Genomic DNA, 19,158 nt, shown 5'->3' on the forward strand with positions numbered 1-19,158 from the left:
ACGAACGCGCCCAGCGAACCGTGAAGACGCGTGGCGCCATCGGAGAGGGCGGCAAGGCACCGCGACGTAGCCGGCATGCCTACCTCTTCCGCGTCCTCCTACGGTGCGGCCTGTGCGATCGCGTTATGGAGGGCAGCGTCAACCACGGGCGCACTGGCTGCGCTACGCCCGCAAGCATCTGCGTGGGATGTTCCCGTACCTGCCTTGCCAGGACGGCTACAACAAGCGGATGCGCAAGGCCGGGCCGCTGCTGGCCCTGGTGATGCGGCATCTGGCCACCCGGACCCCGTCCTGGCACGACAACCTACGGCTGATCGACTCCACCCCCATCCCGTGCGCCGCCTCCCGGGAGACAGCGAAACGATCGGAACTGGCCGGTGACGCCGGATACGGCTACTGCGCCTCGCACTCCCGGTTCTTCTGGGGATTCCGGCTGTGCCTGGTCTGCTCCGGCGATGGACTGCCGGTGATCTGGGGCCTGGCGAACCCGAAACTCGGCGAACGGGAGGTGATGACCGCCCTGCTCGAAGCCGACCACGACCTCGTCCAGACCGGTCAGGTCCTGCTCGGCGACAAAGGCTTCGCCGGCCGCGAGTTCGAAACCTTCGTCACCGAACAACTCGGTGCGCACTTCGTACGCCCGGACCGCACCCCTGACCGGCGTCTTCGTCCGCGTCGCACAACGACTACTGGCCCTGACCACCGTGATCTGGCACAACTGGACCATCGACGCACCCGTCAAGCGTTCCCTGATCGCCTACGACCACTAAAGACTCAAGGAATCAATCATCTAGTGTCCTGCGCCAGGAATTCGTTGAAGATATGAGGCGAGACGTTCGAGGATCTCGTCAGCGGTTTTGGTCCAGATAAAGGGTTTCGGGTCGCTGTTCCACTGGTCGATCCAGGAGCGGATGTCTTTCTCCAGTGCTGGGATCGATCGGTGGGCGCCGCGGCGGATCTTCTGGTCGGTGAGCAGGCCGAACCAGCGTTCCACCTGGTTGAGCCAGCTGGAGTAGGTCGGGGTGAAATGCATGTGGAAGCGAGGATGCGCGGTCAGCCACTGCCGGACGCTGGGGTGTTTGTGGGTGCCGTAGTTGTCGCAGATCAGGTGCACGTCGAGGTCGGCGGGTACTTCACGGTCGAGTTTGGTGAGGAACTTCTTGAACTCGATCGCCCGGTGCCGGCGGTGGATCGAGCCGATCACGGTACCGGTGGCCACGTCCAGAGCTGCGAACAGCGTGGTGATGCCGTGCCGGACGTAGTCGTGAGTACGCCGTTCGGGCATGCCCGGCATCATCGGCAGCACCGGCGCCGACCTGTCGAGGGCCTGGATCTGCGACTTCTCGTCGACCGCCAGCACGAGGGCCTTCTCCGGCGGGTCCAAGTACAGACCGACCACGTCACGAACCTTGTCGATGAACTGCGGATCGTTACTGAGCTTGAACGTATCGACCAGATGCGGCTTGAGCCCGAACGCCTTCCACACCCGGCCAACCGTCGACTTCGACAACCCCGACTGTTCGGCCATCGACGCCCGCGACCAGTGCGTCGCGTTACCCGGGGTCGATTCCAGCGTCTTGACGACCACGTCCTCGATCCGCTCGTCGCTGATCTTGCGGGGCGCGCCGGGCCGTTGCTCGTCGACCAGGCCGTCCAAACGGCGCTCGAGGAAACGCCCGCGCCACTTGGTCACCGTCTGCGGCCAGATCCCCAACTGCGCCGCGACGTCCTTGTTCGAGCGCAGACCCTCATCCTGCGCACAACCCAACACGATCCGGCACCGCACCGCCAGAGCCTGCGACGACTTCGCCCGGCGAGACCACCGCACCAACGTGACCCGCTCATCCTCGGTCAACACCAACGGCACCTTCGGGCGTCCACGACCAGCCATGAACGAACTCTACATTAATTCAACGAATTAACGGCGCAGGACACTAGTGGCCGGCTAAACCTGAGGGCTACCGTGCGATCGGGCCGGCTGGAGACGGGTCAGGCGGTTCAGGTGCTTCTCGATCTTGTCTACCACTTGAGGCGTTCGAAGGTTACCCATCAGGTCTCGGGCCAGCCGCCAGGCGGCGCGAGCGCCGGCCGGGTCGTTCAACGCGAGCGCGATGTCGCCCTGATTGAGCAGGGCCGAGGTCAGGCCCATCTGCCACCCGATCTGGCGGTACAGCTCGGTGGCCTTCTTCCAGTAGGTCAGTGCGGTGGAAAGGTCGCCGGCGGCACGACAGCTGTCAGCCAGCGCCTCGTAACTCAGGCCCAGCGCGTTGGGGTCGCCCAGCTGTTCCGCGATGAGCAGCGCGCGGTTCGCCAGCTGCCTGCAGACGTCGACCTGGCCGAGGTTGGAGTGAGCCTCGGTCAGCACGGACAGGACGCCGAGCTCACCGGTCCGGTCGCCGAGCGACGCGAAGATGTCCCGGGCGCGTCCGAGCAGGACGACAGCCTCGGGGTCGTCGCCCTGCTCGACGCTCAACTGGCCCAGGTTGCGGTATACCAGGGCCTGCTCCGGGCGAAGTCCGAGGCTCGCGAAGAGGTCGAGCGACCGCCGCAGCAGGCGCGACGCGGAGTCGTAGCGGCCCCACATCATCTCGGCCCCACCCAGGCTCCGGGTGGAGTAGGCCCGGCCGAGGTCGTCCCCGGCTTCGGAGGTCGCCTCGAGACAGGCGCGCGCCATCGTGGCCCAGTCGTGGTACCACCCCTCGCCCTGGTTGAAGCGCTGCAGGCTCAGCGCCAGTCGCCAGGCGGTCGCCACCTGGCCATACTCGAGCAGGCGATGAACCATGGCCCGCAGAGCCTGTCGATCGGCGCTGAACCAGGCAATGGCCTCGGCCGCCGTGCTCGGGCGGGTGGCGACCACGTACCCCGGCGCATCGGGCGGTTCCAGCACCACCGTGGGCGAGAGGAGCAGATCCGCCGCGTAGGCACTCTGCCGATAGTGGCTCGCGAGCCGCCGGAAGGCGTCGTCCCGGGCCGGGCCGTCCTCGTGCGCGCGGATCAGTTCGTGGGCATAGGCCCGGATGAGGTCGTGGGTGGTGAACCGGCCCGGCGACCGTTCCGTGAGTAGTCCCGTCCGCACCAGTTCACCGGTCAGCGGCCGCGCCTCAGCCAACGGCACGCCGGCCAGGCTGGCGATGGCCGGGACGGTCGCATCGGGCCCGGGATGCAGGGACAACAGCCGGAACGTCCGCGCAGCAGGCGCACTGAGCATCCGGTAGGACCACGAGAAGATCGCCCGGATGCTGTTGCCCATGTCGTCGTCGGAGAACCCGTCCAGGCCGCCCTGCGCGTCCCGCAGCTCCCTGGCGATGTCGGTCAACCGGTGATCGGGATGGGCCAGAGCCCGGGCGGCCACCACTGCCAGCGCCAGCGGGAGCCGTCCGCACCGCGCGGCGATCTCGGCCACCGCGTCGGGGTCGGCCGACGTCCGGGTGTCTCCGATCCGCACGGCCAGGAACTGACGAGCGTCCTCGTCCGACAAGACGTCGAGGGTCATGAGATGCGCGCCGTGCGCCGTGGCCAGACCCGTCAGCCGCTTCCGGCTGGTGACCAGTACCAGGCAACCGGGAGCGCCCGGTAACAGCGGGCGCACCTGCTCGACGCTGCGCGCGTTGTCCAGGACCACCAGGATCCGGCGACCGGCCAGGACGCTGCGATACAGCCCGGACCGGGCACGCGGACTCGCCGGAATGTCGGAGTCAGGGACGCCGAGGGCGTTGAGAAAGGCCCGCAGCGCCTCCTCGGGCGGCAGCATGGCCTGTTCCGGGTCGAACCCCTGCAGGTCGACGTACAGCTGCCCGTCCGGGTAGGCGTCGGCCAACTGGTAGGCCAAGCGGATGGCCAGCGTCGTCTTCCCGATGCCGGGGATGCCGTCGATGACCAGCACGGGCGTGGAAACCTGGCTCATCACGTGTCCGTTGAGCAGGCCGAGCGTCCGGCGCTGGGCCTCGTCGCGGCCGGTGAAGTGTGGCAGTTCGGCCGGCAGCTGCGCGGGCAGCACCGCGCTGACGCCGGGGGTCCGGCCGATGAGAGTCCCGCCCGGTGACGCGATCGGGTCCGACGGGTCCGCGGCGCCGGGGCCGGCTTCGCCCACGCTCTGGTCCAGGACAATCTGATACGCCTCGCGCAGCTCCTCGCGGGGATCGACGCCCAGCTCGTCGGCCAGTCGGCCGCGTACGTCGTGGTAGAGGGCGATCGCCTCGGCCTGCTGCCCATCGGCCGACAAGGCCAGCAGGAGCTGGGCCTGCAGCCCCTCGTCGAGCGGGCGGAGCTCGCTCACCCGTCGCAGGACGGGCAGGACGGGACGTACGCGCCTCAGGCGCAACGCCAGCGTTGCCGCCTCCCGTACCAGGTCGGCGCACTCGTGGTCGATCAGGTCGAACGCCCGGCGGTCGCCGGAGGCCAGCTCGGCCGCCCCGCCGCACGGTCCGCGCCACAGGTCGAGGGCCGCCTCGTACGCCGCCATCGCCTCGGGCCGCCGCCCGGCCGCGTCCTCTGATCGGGCCTGCTCAGCCAGCTGACGTAGGCGCAGCAGGTCGAGATCCCCGGGGCCGACCCGCATCCGGTAGCCGGCGGCGTCACCCAGCAGCCAGTGCCCGGGCGACCGGGCCGGAAGGCCGGGTTCGAAAAGGCGCCGCAACGCACCCACGTAGCGGTGCACGACGTTGACGGCGCTCACCGGCGGTCGCGGGCCCCACAGCACCTCGACGATCTCGCCGACGCCCACCGGCTGGCCCGCCTTGGCCAGCAGCAGGGCCAGGATCAGGCGCTGCTGGCGGGCTCCCGGATCGATTTGGGTGCCTTGACGCCGAACCCGCAGCGGGCCCAGCACGCCAAAGGACACCGATGCGCCGCCGCCATTCGAAGGCACGGAAGAACTCCCTAGGTCGGCCCGGCCCTCAGCTTACCGCCGAGCTTGTGCGGGCCGAGCCGATCGTACCTTCAGCGATCACCGCTGCTCTCTCACTGCGGACTGAGCGAGTGGGTCGAGCGGATCATGTCCGAAGCCTTCTCGCCGATCATGATCGTCGCGGCGTTGGTGCCGGCCGAGACGATCCGTGGCATGACAGAGGCGTCGGCCACACGTAACCCGTCCGCCCCGAGAACCCTCAGCTCGGGATCGACCACGGCCTGCGCGCCGCGGCCCATGGCGCAGGTTCCGACCGGGTGGTGAGAGGCTCCGGTGCCCCACTGCAGATAGTGACGGAGGCCGCCCGGCTGCCGCACGTTGTGACCGGGCAGCACCTCGCGATCACGCCAACGGGCCAACGGTTCGGTGGCGGCGATGTTGCGAGCCACCTCGATGGCCTCGACCAGGCGGCGGACGTCCTGACCCTCGGCCAGGTAGTTCGGGTCGATCAGCGGCGGAACCCCCGGGTCGGTTGAAACCAGGCGGAGCGTTCCGCGTGATTCGGGCACGGTCGCGATGCCGAGGGTGAAGCTGTTCGCGGGTGCGTGCAACGCGGGCCGATGCAACGGCGCCTCGATGAACGTGAAACGGTGACCGCCGGCTGTCGCCGCGTCGACGAAGGCGCGGGCCAGCGGGCTGGGATCGGCCGCGGGTGCCGGCCGCATGGGCCCGTCGTCTCCCCTGAGGGCCGGATCGCCGTCGTTGACGGTCTCCATCCGGCGGAAGTACGGCAGCACCGAGGCGTAGTCCCAGCCGTCGGCCCCCTGTTCGGCCCAGCCGTCGTAGTCGGCCGCGTGACCGCGCCGGAACATCATGGCGTCGATGCTGCTGGACCCGCCGAGGGTGTGTCCTCGCGGCCATGCGTGGACGGCATTGCCGGTACGGACCTGCGGGACAGTGACGTACGAGTAGTCGACCCCGCTTCCCCGCAGTGCAGGCCAGGCCGAAGGCACGGCGATCTGCGGCAGCGTGTCGGCCGGCCCCGATTCGAGCAGAAGCACCCGCACGCGCGAGTCCTCGGACAGGCGGGCGGCGATCACCGAACCGGCCGAGCCCCGCCGACAACGATGAAGTCGTAGTGGTTGACCATACGACCACTGTCGCCCGGTGCTGGCCCGCCCCTTTGCCGATCCTCGCCGCCGGTTTTGACCAACGATGACTATGCCCCGCGAGGCACCCGGCGCGGTCAATCGAAGCGGGACACTGCGGTGAGCTTGCTCAGGACGGCCTGCAGCTGCTCCGTGTCCTCGGCCGACAGTCCGAGATGCTCGCGCGCGGCTGACGACATCGGCTCGACCCGCCGGCGCAGGGCCTCCCCCTCGGACGTCACGGTGATGATGACCTTGCGCTCGTCGGCCGGGTCACGTTCGCGGCGCAGATAGTGTGCCGCTTCGAGTCGTTTCACCAGGGGCGACAGGGTGCCGGAGTCGAGATGCAGCAGATCGCCGAGCCGACGGACCGAAAGCGGACCGTGCTGCCACAGGGCGACCAGGACCAGGTATTGAGGGTGGGTCAGGTTCACCTCGGCCAAGAGGGGTCGGTAAAGCCCGACGACGTGCCGCGTCGCTACGGTCAGCGCGAAACACACCTGGTTCTCCAGGGCCAGCGAATCCATCGAACCTCCTCTGCGGAATGCAATATATCGCGGATCTTTCGGAGAGACAAAAGTCGCGGGATTGATCCCCGCGGCATGTCATCCGTCGGTTCAGGCGTGACCGACAACCTCGAAACCCGCCCGTGGAAAGCCGCCGATCTGACCGCCCTTCGAGCGGCCGAACCTCTCTTTCCGCCTGACACCTACCCTCGCCGTTTCATCGCCGGTAGCCGACAGCTGCGGCCCCTGCATCGCAAGGTGGAACACCGACTGGCCGAGCCGGAGCACCGGTGGACCGGCCAGGTAGCGCTGACCGGCGATCGGCTGGTCGCCCTGGCCGAGTGCTCGTGGGATCCGGCCGATCCCGGGACAGGCACCCTCGCGGTCAATGTGGCCGAGGCCTGGCGCAGTGGCGCGCTCGGGTACCGGGTGCTGCACGAACTGGTCGGCCGGTGCGTGCGGCTGGGGATCACCACCTTCGACCTCGACTATGCGGCATCCAACATTGCCCTGCAGTCGGCCATCGACGCCATCGCCACCGAGACGGGCGTGCGCTACACCCTGAGCGGGGTGACCCGGGCCGGCATCGGGCACCTGACCGTCCGGGCCGAGCACTGACCGATCCGGCCGAGACAGCACGTGGCGTAGGATTCGGGGATGGCAAGTCCCTCCCGCCCGGAACGCCGGACGCGTTCCGACGGCGAACGGAGCCGGCTGGCCATCCTCGACGCCGCGGTTGCCCTCACCACCGTGCTGGGGCTCGAAGGCCTGTCGATCGGGCGCTTGGCCGACCACGTCGGCATCAGCAAGAGCGGGCTATACGCCCACTTCGGCTCCAAGGAGGAGCTTCAGCTCGCCACTATCCGCACAGCCGAGCTGACGCACCGGCGCGACGTCGTGAGTCCCGCGTTCGCTCAACCCGATCCCCTGTCGCGCCTGAGATCCCTGTGCGAAAACTTCCTCGATCATCTGAAAGACGATCTGCTGCCCGGCGGTTGCTTCTTCGTCTCGGTCAACGCGGAGTTCGACGCTCGTCCGGGCGCGGTCCGCGACCGGCTCGCCGAAATCCACACGGCCTGGTTGCTAATGCTCGAGGAGCAGTACGCCGCGGCACAGGCGGCCGGCCTGCTCAGCCCGGAAACACCACCTGATCAGGCCGCTTTCGAGCTGAACGCCTATCTGCACATGGCCAACAACATGTACGTGCTGTACCGCGACGCCGACTATCTCGAACTGGCCCGGCGCAGTGTCGCCAACCGCCTGGGCATGCTGAGCCCGACCAGCAGCCGAGCGGTCACCGAGGCGTCACACTAGGGTCGCATTCGCCACCGGGTCACCCGGGTAGCACCCCAGCGAGCTGCTCAGAGGTCGCCCCAGGGCGCCGGCCGCCTGAGCCTGCAGGGTGAGGATGTCGGTCATCGACGCCACCGAGCGGGCGAACCCGCCGGCCGTCTCGCCGCTCCACAGCGCGGGAACGACGGCGATCCCCTGGTCGGCCCGAAGCGCCCGTACGTCCTCGCGCCAGCGTGGCCACAGCAGATCACCGTAGAAGTGCGGAAGGTCGCCCGACACACACCAGGCAAGCCACTCACTGTGTGACATCTTCATCCTCGCCCAGTTCAGCGAAGGGGGATCGAAATAGATGACCTCGCCCGGCACCCCCGGCCGACCGGCGCCCGGTCGCAGCCCGTTGAGAAAGAAGACTCCGCCCAGCACGTCATGCGCCACGATCAGGCCCGCCGTCGGTGTCCAGGTCCGATCGAGCAGGGCGGGAAAGTCATTGACCTCGCCGATGCTGGGGAGTCCGAACTCGGCACACGGCGAACCACCGAAGATCCGGAGCCAGCCGTCGTACAGCAGGATGCCGCTGCAGTTGAGGGCCACGGCGCCGAGCGGTGAGCTCGCAGCGACCTGAAGCTGCTGCAGACCGGCCCGGGCCAGCGCCCGGTCCGGCGGCAGGATCCGAGGCGCGGCGAAGCTCCGCATCAGCACGTCCGACAGCGCTCGCCAGGGAGCGTCGTCGTCCTCGGCCGGATCGAGATCGCTCATCAACCCGTCACCCCGGAAGCACCGTCAAGGATCGGCTCGGAAGTTGCGTGTCCCATACTCGACACGACGAAGCGAAGTGCGGGAAAGTTCAGTGCCTGGCCGGCGGCTGTTCGGGGGTAGTCTCGTCGAGGCCGGCCAGGCTCTCCTGCACCTTGGCAACGTCCGGCACGTGCAGGTGACGCAAGAGGTCCAGCGCCTCCACCCACGCCGCGCGAGCGGCGGCCCGGTCGCCCAAGGCGAGCGCGGACTCGCCCAGCGAGTGCAGGCATCCGGCAGCGTTCATGCGCCAGCCGGCCTGTCGGAACAACTCGGCTGCCCGCTTCCGGGACGCCAGTGAGGCCCGCAGGTCGCCCCGGAACAGGCAGATCTCGGCCCGCGTCTCGTGACCGAGCGCCTGAGCGCTGGGGTTGCCCAGCGCCTCGGCGATGGACAGGGCACGGTCAGCGAGGTCCATCCCCGTGACGAAGTCGCCTTGACGGCCGTGCGCGCCAGCCAGACAGCTGAGCACGTTGACCTGGTCGGACAACTCGCCCAGCGATTCCGCGACACGCAGGGCGGACTCGAAGTATCCGACTGCCTCGGCATACTCCTTGCGGTGGACGCTCACCTGTCCGAGATTGCGGTACACCAACGACTGCTCGCGTCGCAGTCCCAACCGGTCGAACAACTCGAGCGACTGTCCGAGGTGCCGAGCCGCGGCCGTGAGGTCCCCCAGCTCGATCTCCGGGCCCGACAGGCTGCGCAACATGTGCGCCCGGCCGAGGTCGTCGCCGGCTTCGGTGGCCGCCCGCAGGCAGGTTCCGGCCAGCGCGGTCCAGTCGTACCACCAGCCCTCGCGGTGGCACAGCCGCTGCACGCTCAGCACCAGCCGCCAGGCCGAACCGGCACGTTTCTCGTCTATCTCGCGCTGGACCACCGCTTTGAGGACCAGACGCTCTGCGCTGAACCACTCCATGGCATCAGTGGCAGTGGCCAGGCGGGCTGTTGTCACGGCGTCCACCGGTTCCGGTGGGTGCACCGCGATGGTCGGGCCCAGCAGGAGGTCGGCCGCGTAGGCAGTCTGCCGGTAGTGGCCGACCAGCCGGTGGAAGGCCTGTTCCCGGTCGTTGTCGTCCTCGTGCAGCCCGACGAGCTCGTGGGCGTAGGCCCGGATCAGGTCGTGCGTGGCGAACCGGGACGGTTGGTGCTCGGCCAACAGACCGGTCCGCACCAGCTCCCCGGCCAGGGTCCGCGCCTCGGCCCGGGACACACCGGCCAGGCTGGCCATCGCCGGCACCGTGACGTCCGGCCCCGGATGCAACGACAGCAAGCGGAACATCCGGGCCGCCGCGGCCCCGAGCATCCGGTACGACCACGAGAAGATCGCGCGCAGGTCGTTGCCCATGTCGTCGCCGGCGAAACCGTCCAGGCTCCCCTGCGCGTCCCGCAACCCGCGGGCGATGTCGCTCAACCGGTAATCGGCATGGATCAAGGCCCGGGCCGCCACCACTGCCAGCGCCAGTGGAAGCCGCCCGCACCGTTCGACGATCTCGTTGACTGCCACCGGCTCGGCCGCAGTCCGCGCCGCTCCTATCCGGGAGGACAGGAACGTCCGCGCGTCCTCGACCGACAGCACGTCCAAGGTCAGCAGGTGCGCACCGTTCGCCGTGGACAGCCCGGTCAACCGTTTACGACTGGTCACCAGCACCAGGCAACCCGGCGCGCCCGGTAGCAGGGGACGCACCTGTTCCACATCACGGGCGTTGTCCAGCACCAGCAGGACGCGACGTCCGGCCAGCACACTGCGGTACAGACCCGGCCGCGCGTGATGACTCGCCGGAATCTCCGCGTCCGGCACGCCAAGAGCGTTCAGAAACCCTTGCAGGGCCTCGGCTGGGGACAGAGCCGCCTGCCCGGGATCGAAGCCTTGTAGATCCACGTACAACTGGCCGTCAGGATAGGCATCCTTCAACTGGTGGGCCAGGCGAATGGCCATCGCCGTCTTTCCGATTCCCGGAATACCGTCGATGGCCAGCACCGGCATCGTCGCGTGGGCCAACACATGACCGTTGACCAGGCTCAGCGTCCGCCGCTGAGCCTCGTCCCGGCCGGTGAAGTGGGGCAGATCCGCCGGCAACTGCGCCGGCAACACCGCGGTCGAGGCCGGCAGCGTGTTCGAAGCCGGGCCTCCGTCCTCTCCCGGCGATCCCGGCCGGTCCGCGCTCTGCGACAACAGCAGCTGGTACGCCTCGCGCAGCTCCTCGCCCGGGTCGACCCCGAGCTCGTCGGCCAGCCGGCGGCGGATGTTCCGGTACACCGCGATCGCCTCGGCCTGCTGACCGTCGGCCGACAGGGCCAGCAGCAACTGGGCCTGCAACGCCTCGTCCCACTCACGGTGCTCGGCCACCCGCCGCAGGAACGGCAGAACGGCCCGGGTGCGATTCTGGCGCAACGCGAATGCCGCGGCCTCGCGAGCCAGGTCACCGCACTCATGGTCGACCACGGAGAAGGCCAGGTGGTCGCTCGATGCGAGTTCGGCCGCCCCTCCGCACGGTCCTCGCACGAGGCTCAGGGCCTGCTCGTAGGCAGTCATCGCCTCGGCGAGCTGCCCGGCGGTGACCCGGGACCGGGCCTGCTCGGCCCGGTCCCGCATCTCCAGCAGGTCGAGGGTGGCTGCCCCGACCTGCATCCGATAGCCCGCAGCGTCTCCGAGCAGCCAGCTCCCGGCCGTCCGGGCCGGCAGGCCGGGCTCGAGCAACCGGCGCAACGCGCCCACGTAACGGTGCACGACGTTGACGGCGCTGCGCGGCGGCCGCTCGTTCCACAGCACCTCGACGATGTCGCCGACGCCGACCGGCTGCCCCGTGTTGGCCAGCAGAAGGGCCAGAATCAGGCGCTGCTGCCGGGCGCCCAGGTCCAGCTCGACACCGTGACGCCACACCTTGACCGGACCGAGCACACCGAACCGGACGCCAGTCGCGTCATCGCCGTCCAGCATCACGAGCCCGGCCTCCCCCGGTGAGGTCGTTCCGCATGACGGCCTCGCCCGTCCTACGCGAACGGCCGACAATTTTCATGTGCGGATCTGAGCGGCTCACGCGCAGACCCGCCCCGCAGAGCAGTTACTGTAAGTGACCACCTGTGCTCACCCTCGAAAATACTCCAACAGTCCGTCGTAGTTTCCAGAGGTTACACACGACGTGCGGTTTCGCCGCCGCCGATCAGCGCTTGGACTGATACACGACAGCTCTACTTTCGCGAATCGATCGACCAAGCCGGCGGCTCCGACCAGGACGGCCACCCGGGAATCGGTCCGATGTCCAGCCGAGCCGCCCCGGCTTCAGCCATCACGCAGCGTGTTTCCGAGGCGGCGCTCCCGTAGATGGAAATGACTGTCTGTGAGCGGCCTCAAACCCCGTCCACTGCCCGCAGGATGATGTCGGCCACCGCCTGCGGCTGCGACATCGGCAACGCGTGGGACGCGCCCTCAACCTCCACCGCCTCCCGGGCGTTGGCCCGCTCCGCCATGAAACGGAACGACTCCAACGGGATCGCCCGGTCCCGTTCCGGCGAGATGAACCAGGACGGAACCATCTTCCAGGCGGGTTCGGCCGACCCCTCGGCGAAGGCAGCCGAGTTCGCCGGCCGCTGGGTGGCCGCGGCGAGGGCGGCATCGGCCGCCGGCACATCCGCGGCGAAGTGCTCGTGGTAGGCCTCCAGCCGCACATAGAGGTCCGTCGTGCCGTCGTCCAGCGGCACCTCGTGCAGGTGCTCGCCCAGCGTCGCGCCCGGGAACCGGCCGGTCAGATCCGGGACGTTCTCGCCCCGGTCCGGCGCCAACGCGGCCACGTAGACGAGAGCCTTGACGTTCTCATTGCCGGCGGCGGCGTTGGATGCCACCGCACCCCCATACGAATGACCGGCCAGCACGACCGGACCCTCGATGGTGGCCAGCAACGAAGCGACCGCGGCCGCATCGCCGGACAAACTCCGCAGCGGATTGCCGACCGCCAGCGTCCGGTACCCGGCGGCCAGCAGCCGGGTGATGACACCGTTCCAGCTGGCCGACTCGGCGAACGCGCCATGGACCAGAACGATGGTGGGTTTCATGTGCTTCTCCCTGTAGGCGAACGGCAGCACGTCCGGGGCAGGACGCCGTGGGCTCCACGGTCCCCTCCCGCACCGGTGCGCGAATCAGTCATTCGCCTGCGATACGGCCAGTGATCGCGGCGGAGCCGACGCCGGACCCGCAGACCCCGGCTGGGGCCACCGTCTGTCGCGACGAGCCCGGCCCGTGGTCGTCGTGGTGGCGATGCCGTGCTTGCGCCCGCTTCAGGTCATACGACAGGTGGGCGGCCGGGTCGCCGCCCGAACCCCCATGTCACTTCGGTGTCACAAATCCGGAAGGTCGTCCTCCTTACGGTCGAATCGGGCCGCGTCGGCGGCCGGTCGCCGACCAGCGCCTGCACTACGCCCTGCGGGCCCTGCGGGACGCCGTCATCCGCTGAGGCTCAGCAGCCGGGCGAGTCCGACCGGGCCTACGGAGCGGCGGTCGGGCTCAGAAGTGCTTGGAGCGGATCAGGTCGGCCGCCTTCTCACCGATCATGATGGTGGCCGGGTTGGTGTTGACGCTCACGATGCGGGGCATGACGGAGGCGTCGGCCACCCGCAGCCCGTCCACGCCGTGCACCCGCAGCTCGGGGTCGACCACGGACTCGGGGCTGACGCCCATGGCGCACGTGCCGACCGGGTGGTAATAGGTTCCCGTACCTCGGCGCAGGTACTGCTGCAGCTCGGCCGGCTCCCGCAAGTCCGCCCCGGGCAGCACCTCGGCGCCCCGCCAGCCGTCGAACGGCCCCGCGGCAGCGATCGCCCGGGCGACCTCGATCCCTTCGACGAGGCGTCGACGGTCGGACTCGGCAGCCAGGTAGTTGGGGTCGATCAGCGGCGCGACGCCCGGGTCGGCCGAGGCGAGGCGCACCGTCCCGCGCGAATCGGGCACCGTCGCGACGCCGAAGGTGAAACTGTTCGGCGGCACCACGAGCGCCGGCGGCGCGAACGGCACGTGGATGAACATGATCTGCATGTCGGGCCCCGGCAGAGCGGCGTCGCTGCGCCACAGCATCGAGGTCTCGGCGTGGTTGCTCAAGCCGCCCGGGATCGGCCGGGTCGCCTCGTAGATCACGCTGACCAGCGGGTGGTCGTGCAGGTTGCGGCCGACCCCGGGCAGGTTCTGGGTCACCGGGATCCCGAGCCGGGTGAGATCTGCAGCGTCGCCGATACCCGAGTACATCAGCAGGCGCGGCGAGTCGACGGCGCCCGAACTGACCACGACCTCGTAGTCCGCGTAAACGACCGTCTCAGCGCCGTCCCGCGCGAAGGCGACCCCGATGCAGCGCCCGCGCTCGATGATCAGCCGGTGCGCGCGAGCCCCGGTGAGAACGGTGAGGTTGGGTCGTTCGTCCGCCGGGCGCAGGTACGCGACTGCCGTGCTCTGCCGCTGACCGTCGGCGATGGACAGCTCGTGCCAGCCCACCCCTTCGCCCACCGCACCGTTGAAGTCGTCGGTGCGCGGGTGACCGGCGGCCACCGCGGCGTCCACGAAGACCTGCGACAGCGGGTTGGCGTCGGTGGCGATCGACGGCCGCATCGGGCCGTCGGTTCCCCGGTACGCCGGATCGCCGTGACCCGCCGTCTCCATGCGGCGGAAGTAGGGCAGGACCGAGGCGTAGTCCCAGCCGTCGGCGCCCAGCTTGGCCCACTGGTCGAAGTCGTTGGCGTGACCGCGCAGGTAAACCATGGCGTTGATGCTGCTGGAACCGCCGAGAGTGTGGCCCCGGGGCCAGTTGTGCACCGCGTCGTCGAACCCAGGCTGCGGGACCGTGACGTACGCGTAGTCGACGGCGCTGCCCCACAGGGCCGGCCACGCCGGAGGCACCGAGATCTCGGGCAGGCTGTCGGCTGGTCCCGACTCGAGCAGCAGGACGCGGACCCGGGGGTCCTCGGACAGGCGGGCCGCGATGACGGCTCCGGCCGAGCCCGCCCCGACCACGATGAAGTCATAGTGATTTGTCATGCCGTCAACGCTGACCGTGTGTCACAGCGGGCGATTGACGAATTCCGCCCACGCCTTTGACCTGGAGCGACTGAACTTCTGCGCCGTCCGTGCGTCGAACCTGACGTGACATCCTCCGTTGTTTCCTCACCGCGGTCATTCGCGGGCCGCCCCGCGGCCTGCGGTGCGAGCGGGCCGGCTGAGCCGATGTCCCGCGCGACACTGGGCCCGCTGACGGTGAGCCGGGTGGGCGGGGAGCCCCAGATCGTGCGCCGCAGCGCGGAACCGGTCTCCCGGCTCAAGCTCGGCTTGCTGCTGCACGGCACCGCCGTAGTCAGCCAGAGCGGCCGTCAGGTGCTGCTCGAGCCCGAGCAGATGGCTCTGTACGACCCGACCCTGCCCTATGAGATCCGGCTGGAGCAGCGATGGTCGTTCCTCGTGCTCACGTTTCCCCGGAACGGGCTGTCGCTGCCCACCAATATCGTGCGCCTGGCCATGCGGCAGGCCCACCCGTTCCGGCAGGGCCCGGGCGCAGTGCTGGCTGGCTTCGCGGCCGCCGCACTGCGTCAATGCGGTCTGGACGGGGCCTGCGCCACGCGCCTCGGTGAGGCTGGACTCCATCTCATCGCCGGCGCGCTCGCCACCACGAAGCCTGGCGACGGCACGGCGACGGCCGACAGCCAGCGGCAGCAGGTTCTGGAGTACGCGCGGAAGCATCTGTCCGAGGGCGGATCTGACCCACGACCGTGTGGCGGCCGCGTACCGGATGGCCCCACGCACCCTGCACCGGCTCTTCGAGCACGAGCCGCACACAGTGACCGAGTACATCCGGCTGCAACGGCTGGAGGCGGCCCACCGCGATCTGGTTGATCCGATGTTGAGCCATCTGAGTATCGCGCGGGTGGCCGCCCACTGGCAGTTCGGCAGCCAGGCCCATTTCACCCGGGCTTTCCAGGCCCGGTTCGGGGCCGCACCCTCGACAGTCCGGACGACGTCCCGCTCGTCCGACTCACCGCGGTCGGGATCCTGACTTGACATCCGTGAAAAAACGTCGTGCAATATATTGCATGTCGGATGCCTCGGCGCTACCAGATCGGGCCCTCCGCGCCATCTGCGACGCCATCGTGGCCGGCTCGCTCCCTCCAGGCACCGAGCTCACCGAGGTCGGCCTGGCCGCATGCCTGGGAGTCGGCCGGAATCCCGTCCGGCAGGCTCTGGTCCAGCTCGAGCAGGCGGACCTCGTCCGGGTCGAACCCGGTGGCTACACGATGGTCAGCCCGGCCGACCTGCACGCGAGCCGAGTGGCACATTCGGTGATCATGGCCATGCACGAGCTGGCGACCCAGGAGGCCGGCTCCCGGCTCACCGTCGCCGACCTGGACGCCATGCGCCGGGCCAACGCCGTCTTCGACCAGGCCCTGCGGGCCGACGACGTGGACGCCGCCATAGCCGCCGACGACCGCTTCCACGGTGTCGTGGTCACGGCCTCCGGCAATGCGCCCCTGCGTACGGTGCTCGAGCAGTTCGACCCGACCCTGAGCCGCGTTGTCCGGTTGCGGTTCGCTTCGCTGAGCGGCCGCGACTCGGTGCTCCAGCACGAGCGGATCGTCGAGTTGTTGGCGGCCGATGACGTCGACGGCGCGGTCGCCGCCACCCGCTCCCACTGGCAGAACCTGGCCGTCCTGCTGGACGTCCTGGGTTCCGGCCCGGCCCTGGCCTGAGCGGACAGATCATGGACGAACTCTTCGGTCGCGAGGTGGAACTGGCCCGTATCGCTCGTTTCATGCAATCGGTGCGCGACGGCGGTGACGTCCGGTTCGTCCACGGCGAGCCCGGCGTCGGCAAATCGGCGCTGCTGGCGGCGGGCGCCCGGCTGGCCGAGGAGGCGGGCCTGCGGGTCCTGCGGGCGGCCGGCTCCGAGTTCGAGGCGGACGTCAGCTATTCGCTGCTCAACCAGCTACTGCTGCCGTTGCACGACGACATCCAGCGGCTCCCTCCGGCGCTGCGGGACGCCCTGCTGGTCGCCGTAGGCTTCGCGTCCGGTCCAGCTCCCAGCGCGCTGCTGGTCGGCAACGCCGCACTGTCACTGCTGACCACGGTCGCACGGACCATACCGGTGCTGTTGATCGTGGATGACATCCAATGGGTCGACCGGGCCAGCGCGATGGTTCTCGGCTTCGTGGCCCGCCGCCTGCCGGGGTCGCCGGTGGGCGTCATAGCCTCCTCGCGCACAGGTACCACCAGCTTCCTCGACCGCCAGGGGCTCACCGAGGTGACGGTCGAGCCGCTGTCCCACGAGGCCGCCGAACGATTCGTGACGGCCCACCACCCGGCGATGACCGCCCGCGACCGGCAGCGCCTGCTCGACCTGGCCCAAGGCAATCCGCTGGCCCTGGTCGAGCTACCGGCCACCCTCGCCGGCACCCGCAGCAGCCGTTCCGACCGGGCCGACGTGGTGCCGCTCAGCGACCGCCTGCAGGACATCTTCACCGCCCGGATCGACGGCCTGCCCGATGCCACCCGCCTGCTGCTCCTGCTGGCCACCTTCGAGGGCAGCGGCGAGGTGCGGGGGCTGCGCGACCTGGCCGACCTGGCCGACCTGGCCCCGGCCGAGCGGGAGCATCTGGTGCGGGTGGACGACGAGCGGGGACGCATCACGTTCCGTCATCCGCTGATCCAGTCGGCCATCGTCGCCCGCTCCACCCACGAGGAGCGTCGCCACGCCCACCTCGCGATCGCCGCCGCCCGGTCCGGTGAACCGGAACGCCGCGCCTGGCACCTGGCGGCAGCCACCGCGGGCCCGGACGAGGCGGTCGCCGAGCAGCTCGAGGAGGCCGCGCGGCGGGTCCTGCCCCGCGATTCCGCGGCCGCCATCGCCATCCTCGTCCGCGCGGCCGACCTGAGCGCCACGGCCGAGCACCGGGCCCGGCGGCTGGCCGAGGCGGCGTACATCGGGGCCGAGGCCGGCGGCGTGGGTGATGCCGGCACGCTGCTGGCCGACGCGACCGCCACGAGTCCCGGCTCGGCCGGCTCGCTGCACGCCGCGGGAGCCGCCGCGCTCCTGCTGATCAACGGTGACGGGGACGTGCAGACCGCCCATCGCCTGCTGGCCGGCGCGATCGAGACCGGCGGTCACTGCTGGCGGGCCGATGACCCGGCTCTCGACGAGGCGATGCAGACGCTGCTGCTGCTTTCGTGGTACGCGGGCACGCCGGAGCATTGGGCCGTGTTCCACCGGGCCATGGCCCGGTTCACCCCGGCCCCACCCGACATCCTGGCCGTGATGAGCCGGACGTTCCCCGACCCGGTCCGCACCGGCACCGCAGCCCTGCCCGACCTCGAAGCGCTGATCGCCACCCTGCCCGACGAGACGGACCCCACGCGGGTCATGCGGATCGGCACGGCCTCGGCCTACGTCGACCGGCTCGGCGAGAACCGGGAACACTCGTGGCGCCTGGTGCACCAGGGCCGCGAAGGTGGTCCGCCCCGCCGGCGCCTCGGTGCGCTCATGCATCTGTGCCTGGACGACTACCTCACCGGGCGGTGGGACGAGGGCGAGGAGCTGGCCGCGGAGGCCGAACGAGCCTGCGCCGCCGCCGGGCTCCCGTTCCTGAGGTGGTACTTCCTGTTCAACCGGGCGCTCATCGCGGCCGGGCGGGGCCGGTCCGACGAGGCGTTCAAGCTGGCCGACGAGATCACCCACTGGGCGCTGCCGCGGGGCGTCGCCGGAGCCGCCACCATCGCCCATCTTCCCCGCGCGCTGGCCGCCGCGGCCGAGGGCGACTTCGAGGCCGCCTTCCTGCACGCGAGCGAGATCAGCCCGGCCGGAGCGCTCGCCCCGTACGCCCCGATCGCCACGTGGGCGATGTTCGACCTGGTGGAGGCGGCCCTTCGGACCGGCCGGGTGGACGCCGCCCGGATCCACGCCGAAGCCATCCGGACCGCTCAGGTTGCCGCGCTGTCACCGCGTCTGCGGCTGATCCAACACGGCGTGGATGCGCTCGTGCTGGACAGCGAGGACGCCGAACTGCGGCTGGAGCAGACCCTCCGGGAGCCGGGCAGCACGCGCTGGCTGTTCGAGTCGTCCCGGATCCGGCTGGCCGTGGGTGAGAAACTGCGCCGGCGCAAGGACTTCCCGCGGGCGCTGGACCATCTGCTGGCCGCCCGAACCGGTTTCACGGCCGTCGGGGCCGAACCGTGGCTGGCCCGCACCACCGTTGAACTGCGGGCCGCCGGCTACCGCCCGGCGCTCGCCCAACCGTCGGTGGCCGGGCTGACCGCTCAGGAACTCGAAATCGCCGAGCTGGCGGCGGCCGGGCTGACCAACAAGCAGATCGCCGAACGGCTCTACCTGTCGCACCGGACGGTCGGCGCCCATCTGTACCGGATCTTCCCGAAGCTCGGCATCTCGTCGCGGGCCGGACTGCGGGATGCCTTGTCGGCCCAGGGCGGGCAACTTCCGCGTTGATCGCGTGACGGCGGACACAAAGCACCGCTAATTGTGGCCGAGCCAACACAGAATGGCTTTCATAATGGCGTTGAATATCCGCTCCACAACGACGTAACTAGCGTTGA

General features: G+C 69.8%; 14 protein-coding genes and 1 pseudogene. 7 read left to right on the forward strand and 8 right to left on the reverse strand.

Annotated elements, in window-relative coordinates:
• Positions 1-148 precede the first annotated feature (148 nt).
• Positions 149-770: pseudogene (locus tag C8E87_RS03240) on the forward strand (transposase); the annotation flags it as partial.
• A 20-nt stretch (positions 771-790) separates the two neighbouring features.
• On the opposite strand, the gene C8E87_RS03245 reads toward C8E87_RS03240, so the two are convergent.
• The 4 genes from C8E87_RS03245 to C8E87_RS03260 form a co-directional block, all read right to left on the reverse strand.
• Positions 791-1,891: an IS630 family transposase gene (locus C8E87_RS03245; RefSeq protein ID WP_133871700.1), complete on the reverse strand. Its 1,101-nt coding sequence runs from the start codon at positions 1,889-1,891 to the stop codon at positions 791-793.
• Between the two features lie 54 nt (positions 1,892-1,945).
• Positions 1,946-4,867, reverse strand: coding sequence for an AfsR/SARP family transcriptional regulator (locus C8E87_RS03250; protein WP_133871701.1), 2,922 nt, complete (start codon positions 4,865-4,867; stop codon positions 1,946-1,948).
• 92 nt (positions 4,868-4,959) lie between these two features.
• Entirely contained in the window at positions 4,960-5,913 is a 954-nt protein-coding gene (locus tag C8E87_RS03255; protein WP_208116357.1) for a GMC oxidoreductase, read from the reverse strand.
• Between the two features lie 179 nt (positions 5,914-6,092).
• Positions 6,093-6,521 carry a MarR family winged helix-turn-helix transcriptional regulator gene (locus C8E87_RS03260; RefSeq protein ID WP_133871702.1) on the reverse strand — a complete coding sequence of 143 codons (429 nt, stop codon included), beginning with the start codon at positions 6,519-6,521 and terminating at the stop codon, positions 6,093-6,095.
• 237 nt (positions 6,522-6,758) lie between these two features.
• On the opposite strand from C8E87_RS03260, the gene C8E87_RS03265 reads away from it, so the two are divergent.
• On the forward strand, positions 6,759-7,118 hold the full coding sequence (locus C8E87_RS03265; RefSeq protein WP_133871703.1) for a GNAT family N-acetyltransferase: 360 nt from the start codon (positions 6,759-6,761) through the stop codon (positions 7,116-7,118).
• Positions 7,119-7,157: 39 nt separating this feature from the next.
• On the forward strand, positions 7,158-7,814 hold the full coding sequence (locus C8E87_RS03270) for a TetR/AcrR family transcriptional regulator (RefSeq protein ID WP_133871704.1): 657 nt from the start codon (positions 7,158-7,160) through the stop codon (positions 7,812-7,814).
• On the opposite strand, the gene C8E87_RS03275 is transcribed toward C8E87_RS03270, so the two are convergent.
• The 4 genes from C8E87_RS03275 to C8E87_RS03290 form a co-directional block, all read right to left on the reverse strand.
• Positions 7,806-8,549, reverse strand: a complete 744-nt coding sequence (locus tag C8E87_RS03275; protein ID WP_133871705.1) for a DUF2625 family protein — start codon at positions 8,547-8,549, stop codon at positions 7,806-7,808. The two genes, C8E87_RS03270 and C8E87_RS03275, sit on opposite strands and share 9 nt — an antisense overlap.
• Positions 8,550-8,637: 88 nt before the next feature.
• Positions 8,638-11,526: an AfsR/SARP family transcriptional regulator gene (locus C8E87_RS03280; protein ID WP_133871706.1), complete on the reverse strand. Its 2,889-nt coding sequence runs from the start codon at positions 11,524-11,526 to the stop codon at positions 8,638-8,640.
• A gap of 410 nt (positions 11,527-11,936) precedes the next feature.
• On the reverse strand, positions 11,937-12,638 hold the full coding sequence (locus C8E87_RS03285; RefSeq protein WP_133871707.1) for an alpha/beta fold hydrolase: 702 nt from the start codon (positions 12,636-12,638) through the stop codon (positions 11,937-11,939).
• Positions 12,639-13,086: 448 nt separating this feature from the next.
• The gene (locus tag C8E87_RS03290) at positions 13,087-14,604 is read right to left on the reverse strand and encodes a GMC family oxidoreductase (protein ID WP_133871708.1); all 1,518 of its coding nucleotides are present in this window, start codon (positions 14,602-14,604) and stop codon (positions 13,087-13,089) included.
• A 186-nt stretch (positions 14,605-14,790) separates the two neighbouring features.
• Here C8E87_RS03290 and C8E87_RS03295 point away from each other — a divergent pair, with 186 nt between their 5' ends.
• Genes C8E87_RS03295 through C8E87_RS03310 form a run of 4 tightly spaced genes read left to right on the forward strand, consistent with a single transcriptional unit; the run spans position 14,791 to position 19,051 of the window.
• Positions 14,791-15,453, forward strand: a complete 663-nt coding sequence (locus tag C8E87_RS03295) for an AraC-like ligand-binding domain-containing protein (protein WP_133871709.1) — start codon at positions 14,791-14,793, stop codon at positions 15,451-15,453.
• Positions 15,350-15,613, forward strand: coding sequence for a helix-turn-helix transcriptional regulator (locus tag C8E87_RS46760; protein WP_133871710.1), 264 nt, complete (start codon positions 15,350-15,352; stop codon positions 15,611-15,613). Before C8E87_RS03295 ends, C8E87_RS46760 begins: the two co-directional genes overlap by 104 nt.
• A gap of 37 nt (positions 15,614-15,650) precedes the next feature.
• On the forward strand, positions 15,651-16,304 hold the full coding sequence (locus C8E87_RS03305; protein ID WP_133871711.1) for a GntR family transcriptional regulator: 654 nt from the start codon (positions 15,651-15,653) through the stop codon (positions 16,302-16,304).
• 11 nt (positions 16,305-16,315) lie between these two features.
• Complete coding sequence (locus tag C8E87_RS03310) at positions 16,316-19,051, forward strand: AAA family ATPase (RefSeq protein WP_133871712.1); 2,736 nt, start codon at positions 16,316-16,318, stop codon at positions 19,049-19,051.
• Positions 19,052-19,158 lie beyond the last annotated feature (107 nt).

This window comes from Paractinoplanes brasiliensis, assembly GCF_004362215.1.
GTDB classification, from domain to species: domain Bacteria; phylum Actinomycetota; class Actinomycetes; order Mycobacteriales; family Micromonosporaceae; genus Actinoplanes; species Actinoplanes brasiliensis.

Excerpts from the sequence above, each read along its gene's own strand:
- C8E87_RS03245 (WP_133871700.1), bottom strand. The coding sequence starts at position 1,891 with ATGGCTGGTCGTGGACGCCCGAAGGTGCCGTTGGTGTTGACCGAGGAT.
- C8E87_RS03260 (WP_133871702.1), bottom strand. The coding sequence starts at position 6,521 with ATGGATTCGCTGGCCCTGGAGAACCAGGTGTGTTTCGCGCTGACCGTA.
- C8E87_RS03270 (WP_133871704.1), top strand. The coding sequence starts at position 7,158 with ATGGCAAGTCCCTCCCGCCCGGAACGCCGGACGCGTTCCGACGGCGAA.
- C8E87_RS03275 (WP_133871705.1), bottom strand. The coding sequence starts at position 8,549 with ATGAGCGATCTCGATCCGGCCGAGGACGACGACGCTCCCTGGCGAGCG.
- C8E87_RS03280 (WP_133871706.1), bottom strand. The coding sequence starts at position 11,526 with ATGCTGGACGGCGATGACGCGACTGGCGTCCGGTTCGGTGTGCTCGGT.
- C8E87_RS03285 (WP_133871707.1), bottom strand. The coding sequence starts at position 12,638 with ATGAAACCCACCATCGTTCTGGTCCATGGCGCGTTCGCCGAGTCGGCC.
- C8E87_RS03290 (WP_133871708.1), bottom strand. The coding sequence starts at position 14,604 with ATGACAAATCACTATGACTTCATCGTGGTCGGGGCGGGCTCGGCCGGA.
- C8E87_RS03295 (WP_133871709.1), top strand. The coding sequence starts at position 14,791 with ATGTCCCGCGCGACACTGGGCCCGCTGACGGTGAGCCGGGTGGGCGGG.
- C8E87_RS46760 (WP_133871710.1), top strand. The coding sequence starts at position 15,350 with ATGGCCCCACGCACCCTGCACCGGCTCTTCGAGCACGAGCCGCACACA.
- C8E87_RS03305 (WP_133871711.1), top strand. The coding sequence starts at position 15,651 with ATGTCGGATGCCTCGGCGCTACCAGATCGGGCCCTCCGCGCCATCTGC.
- C8E87_RS03310 (WP_133871712.1), top strand. The coding sequence starts at position 16,316 with ATGGACGAACTCTTCGGTCGCGAGGTGGAACTGGCCCGTATCGCTCGT.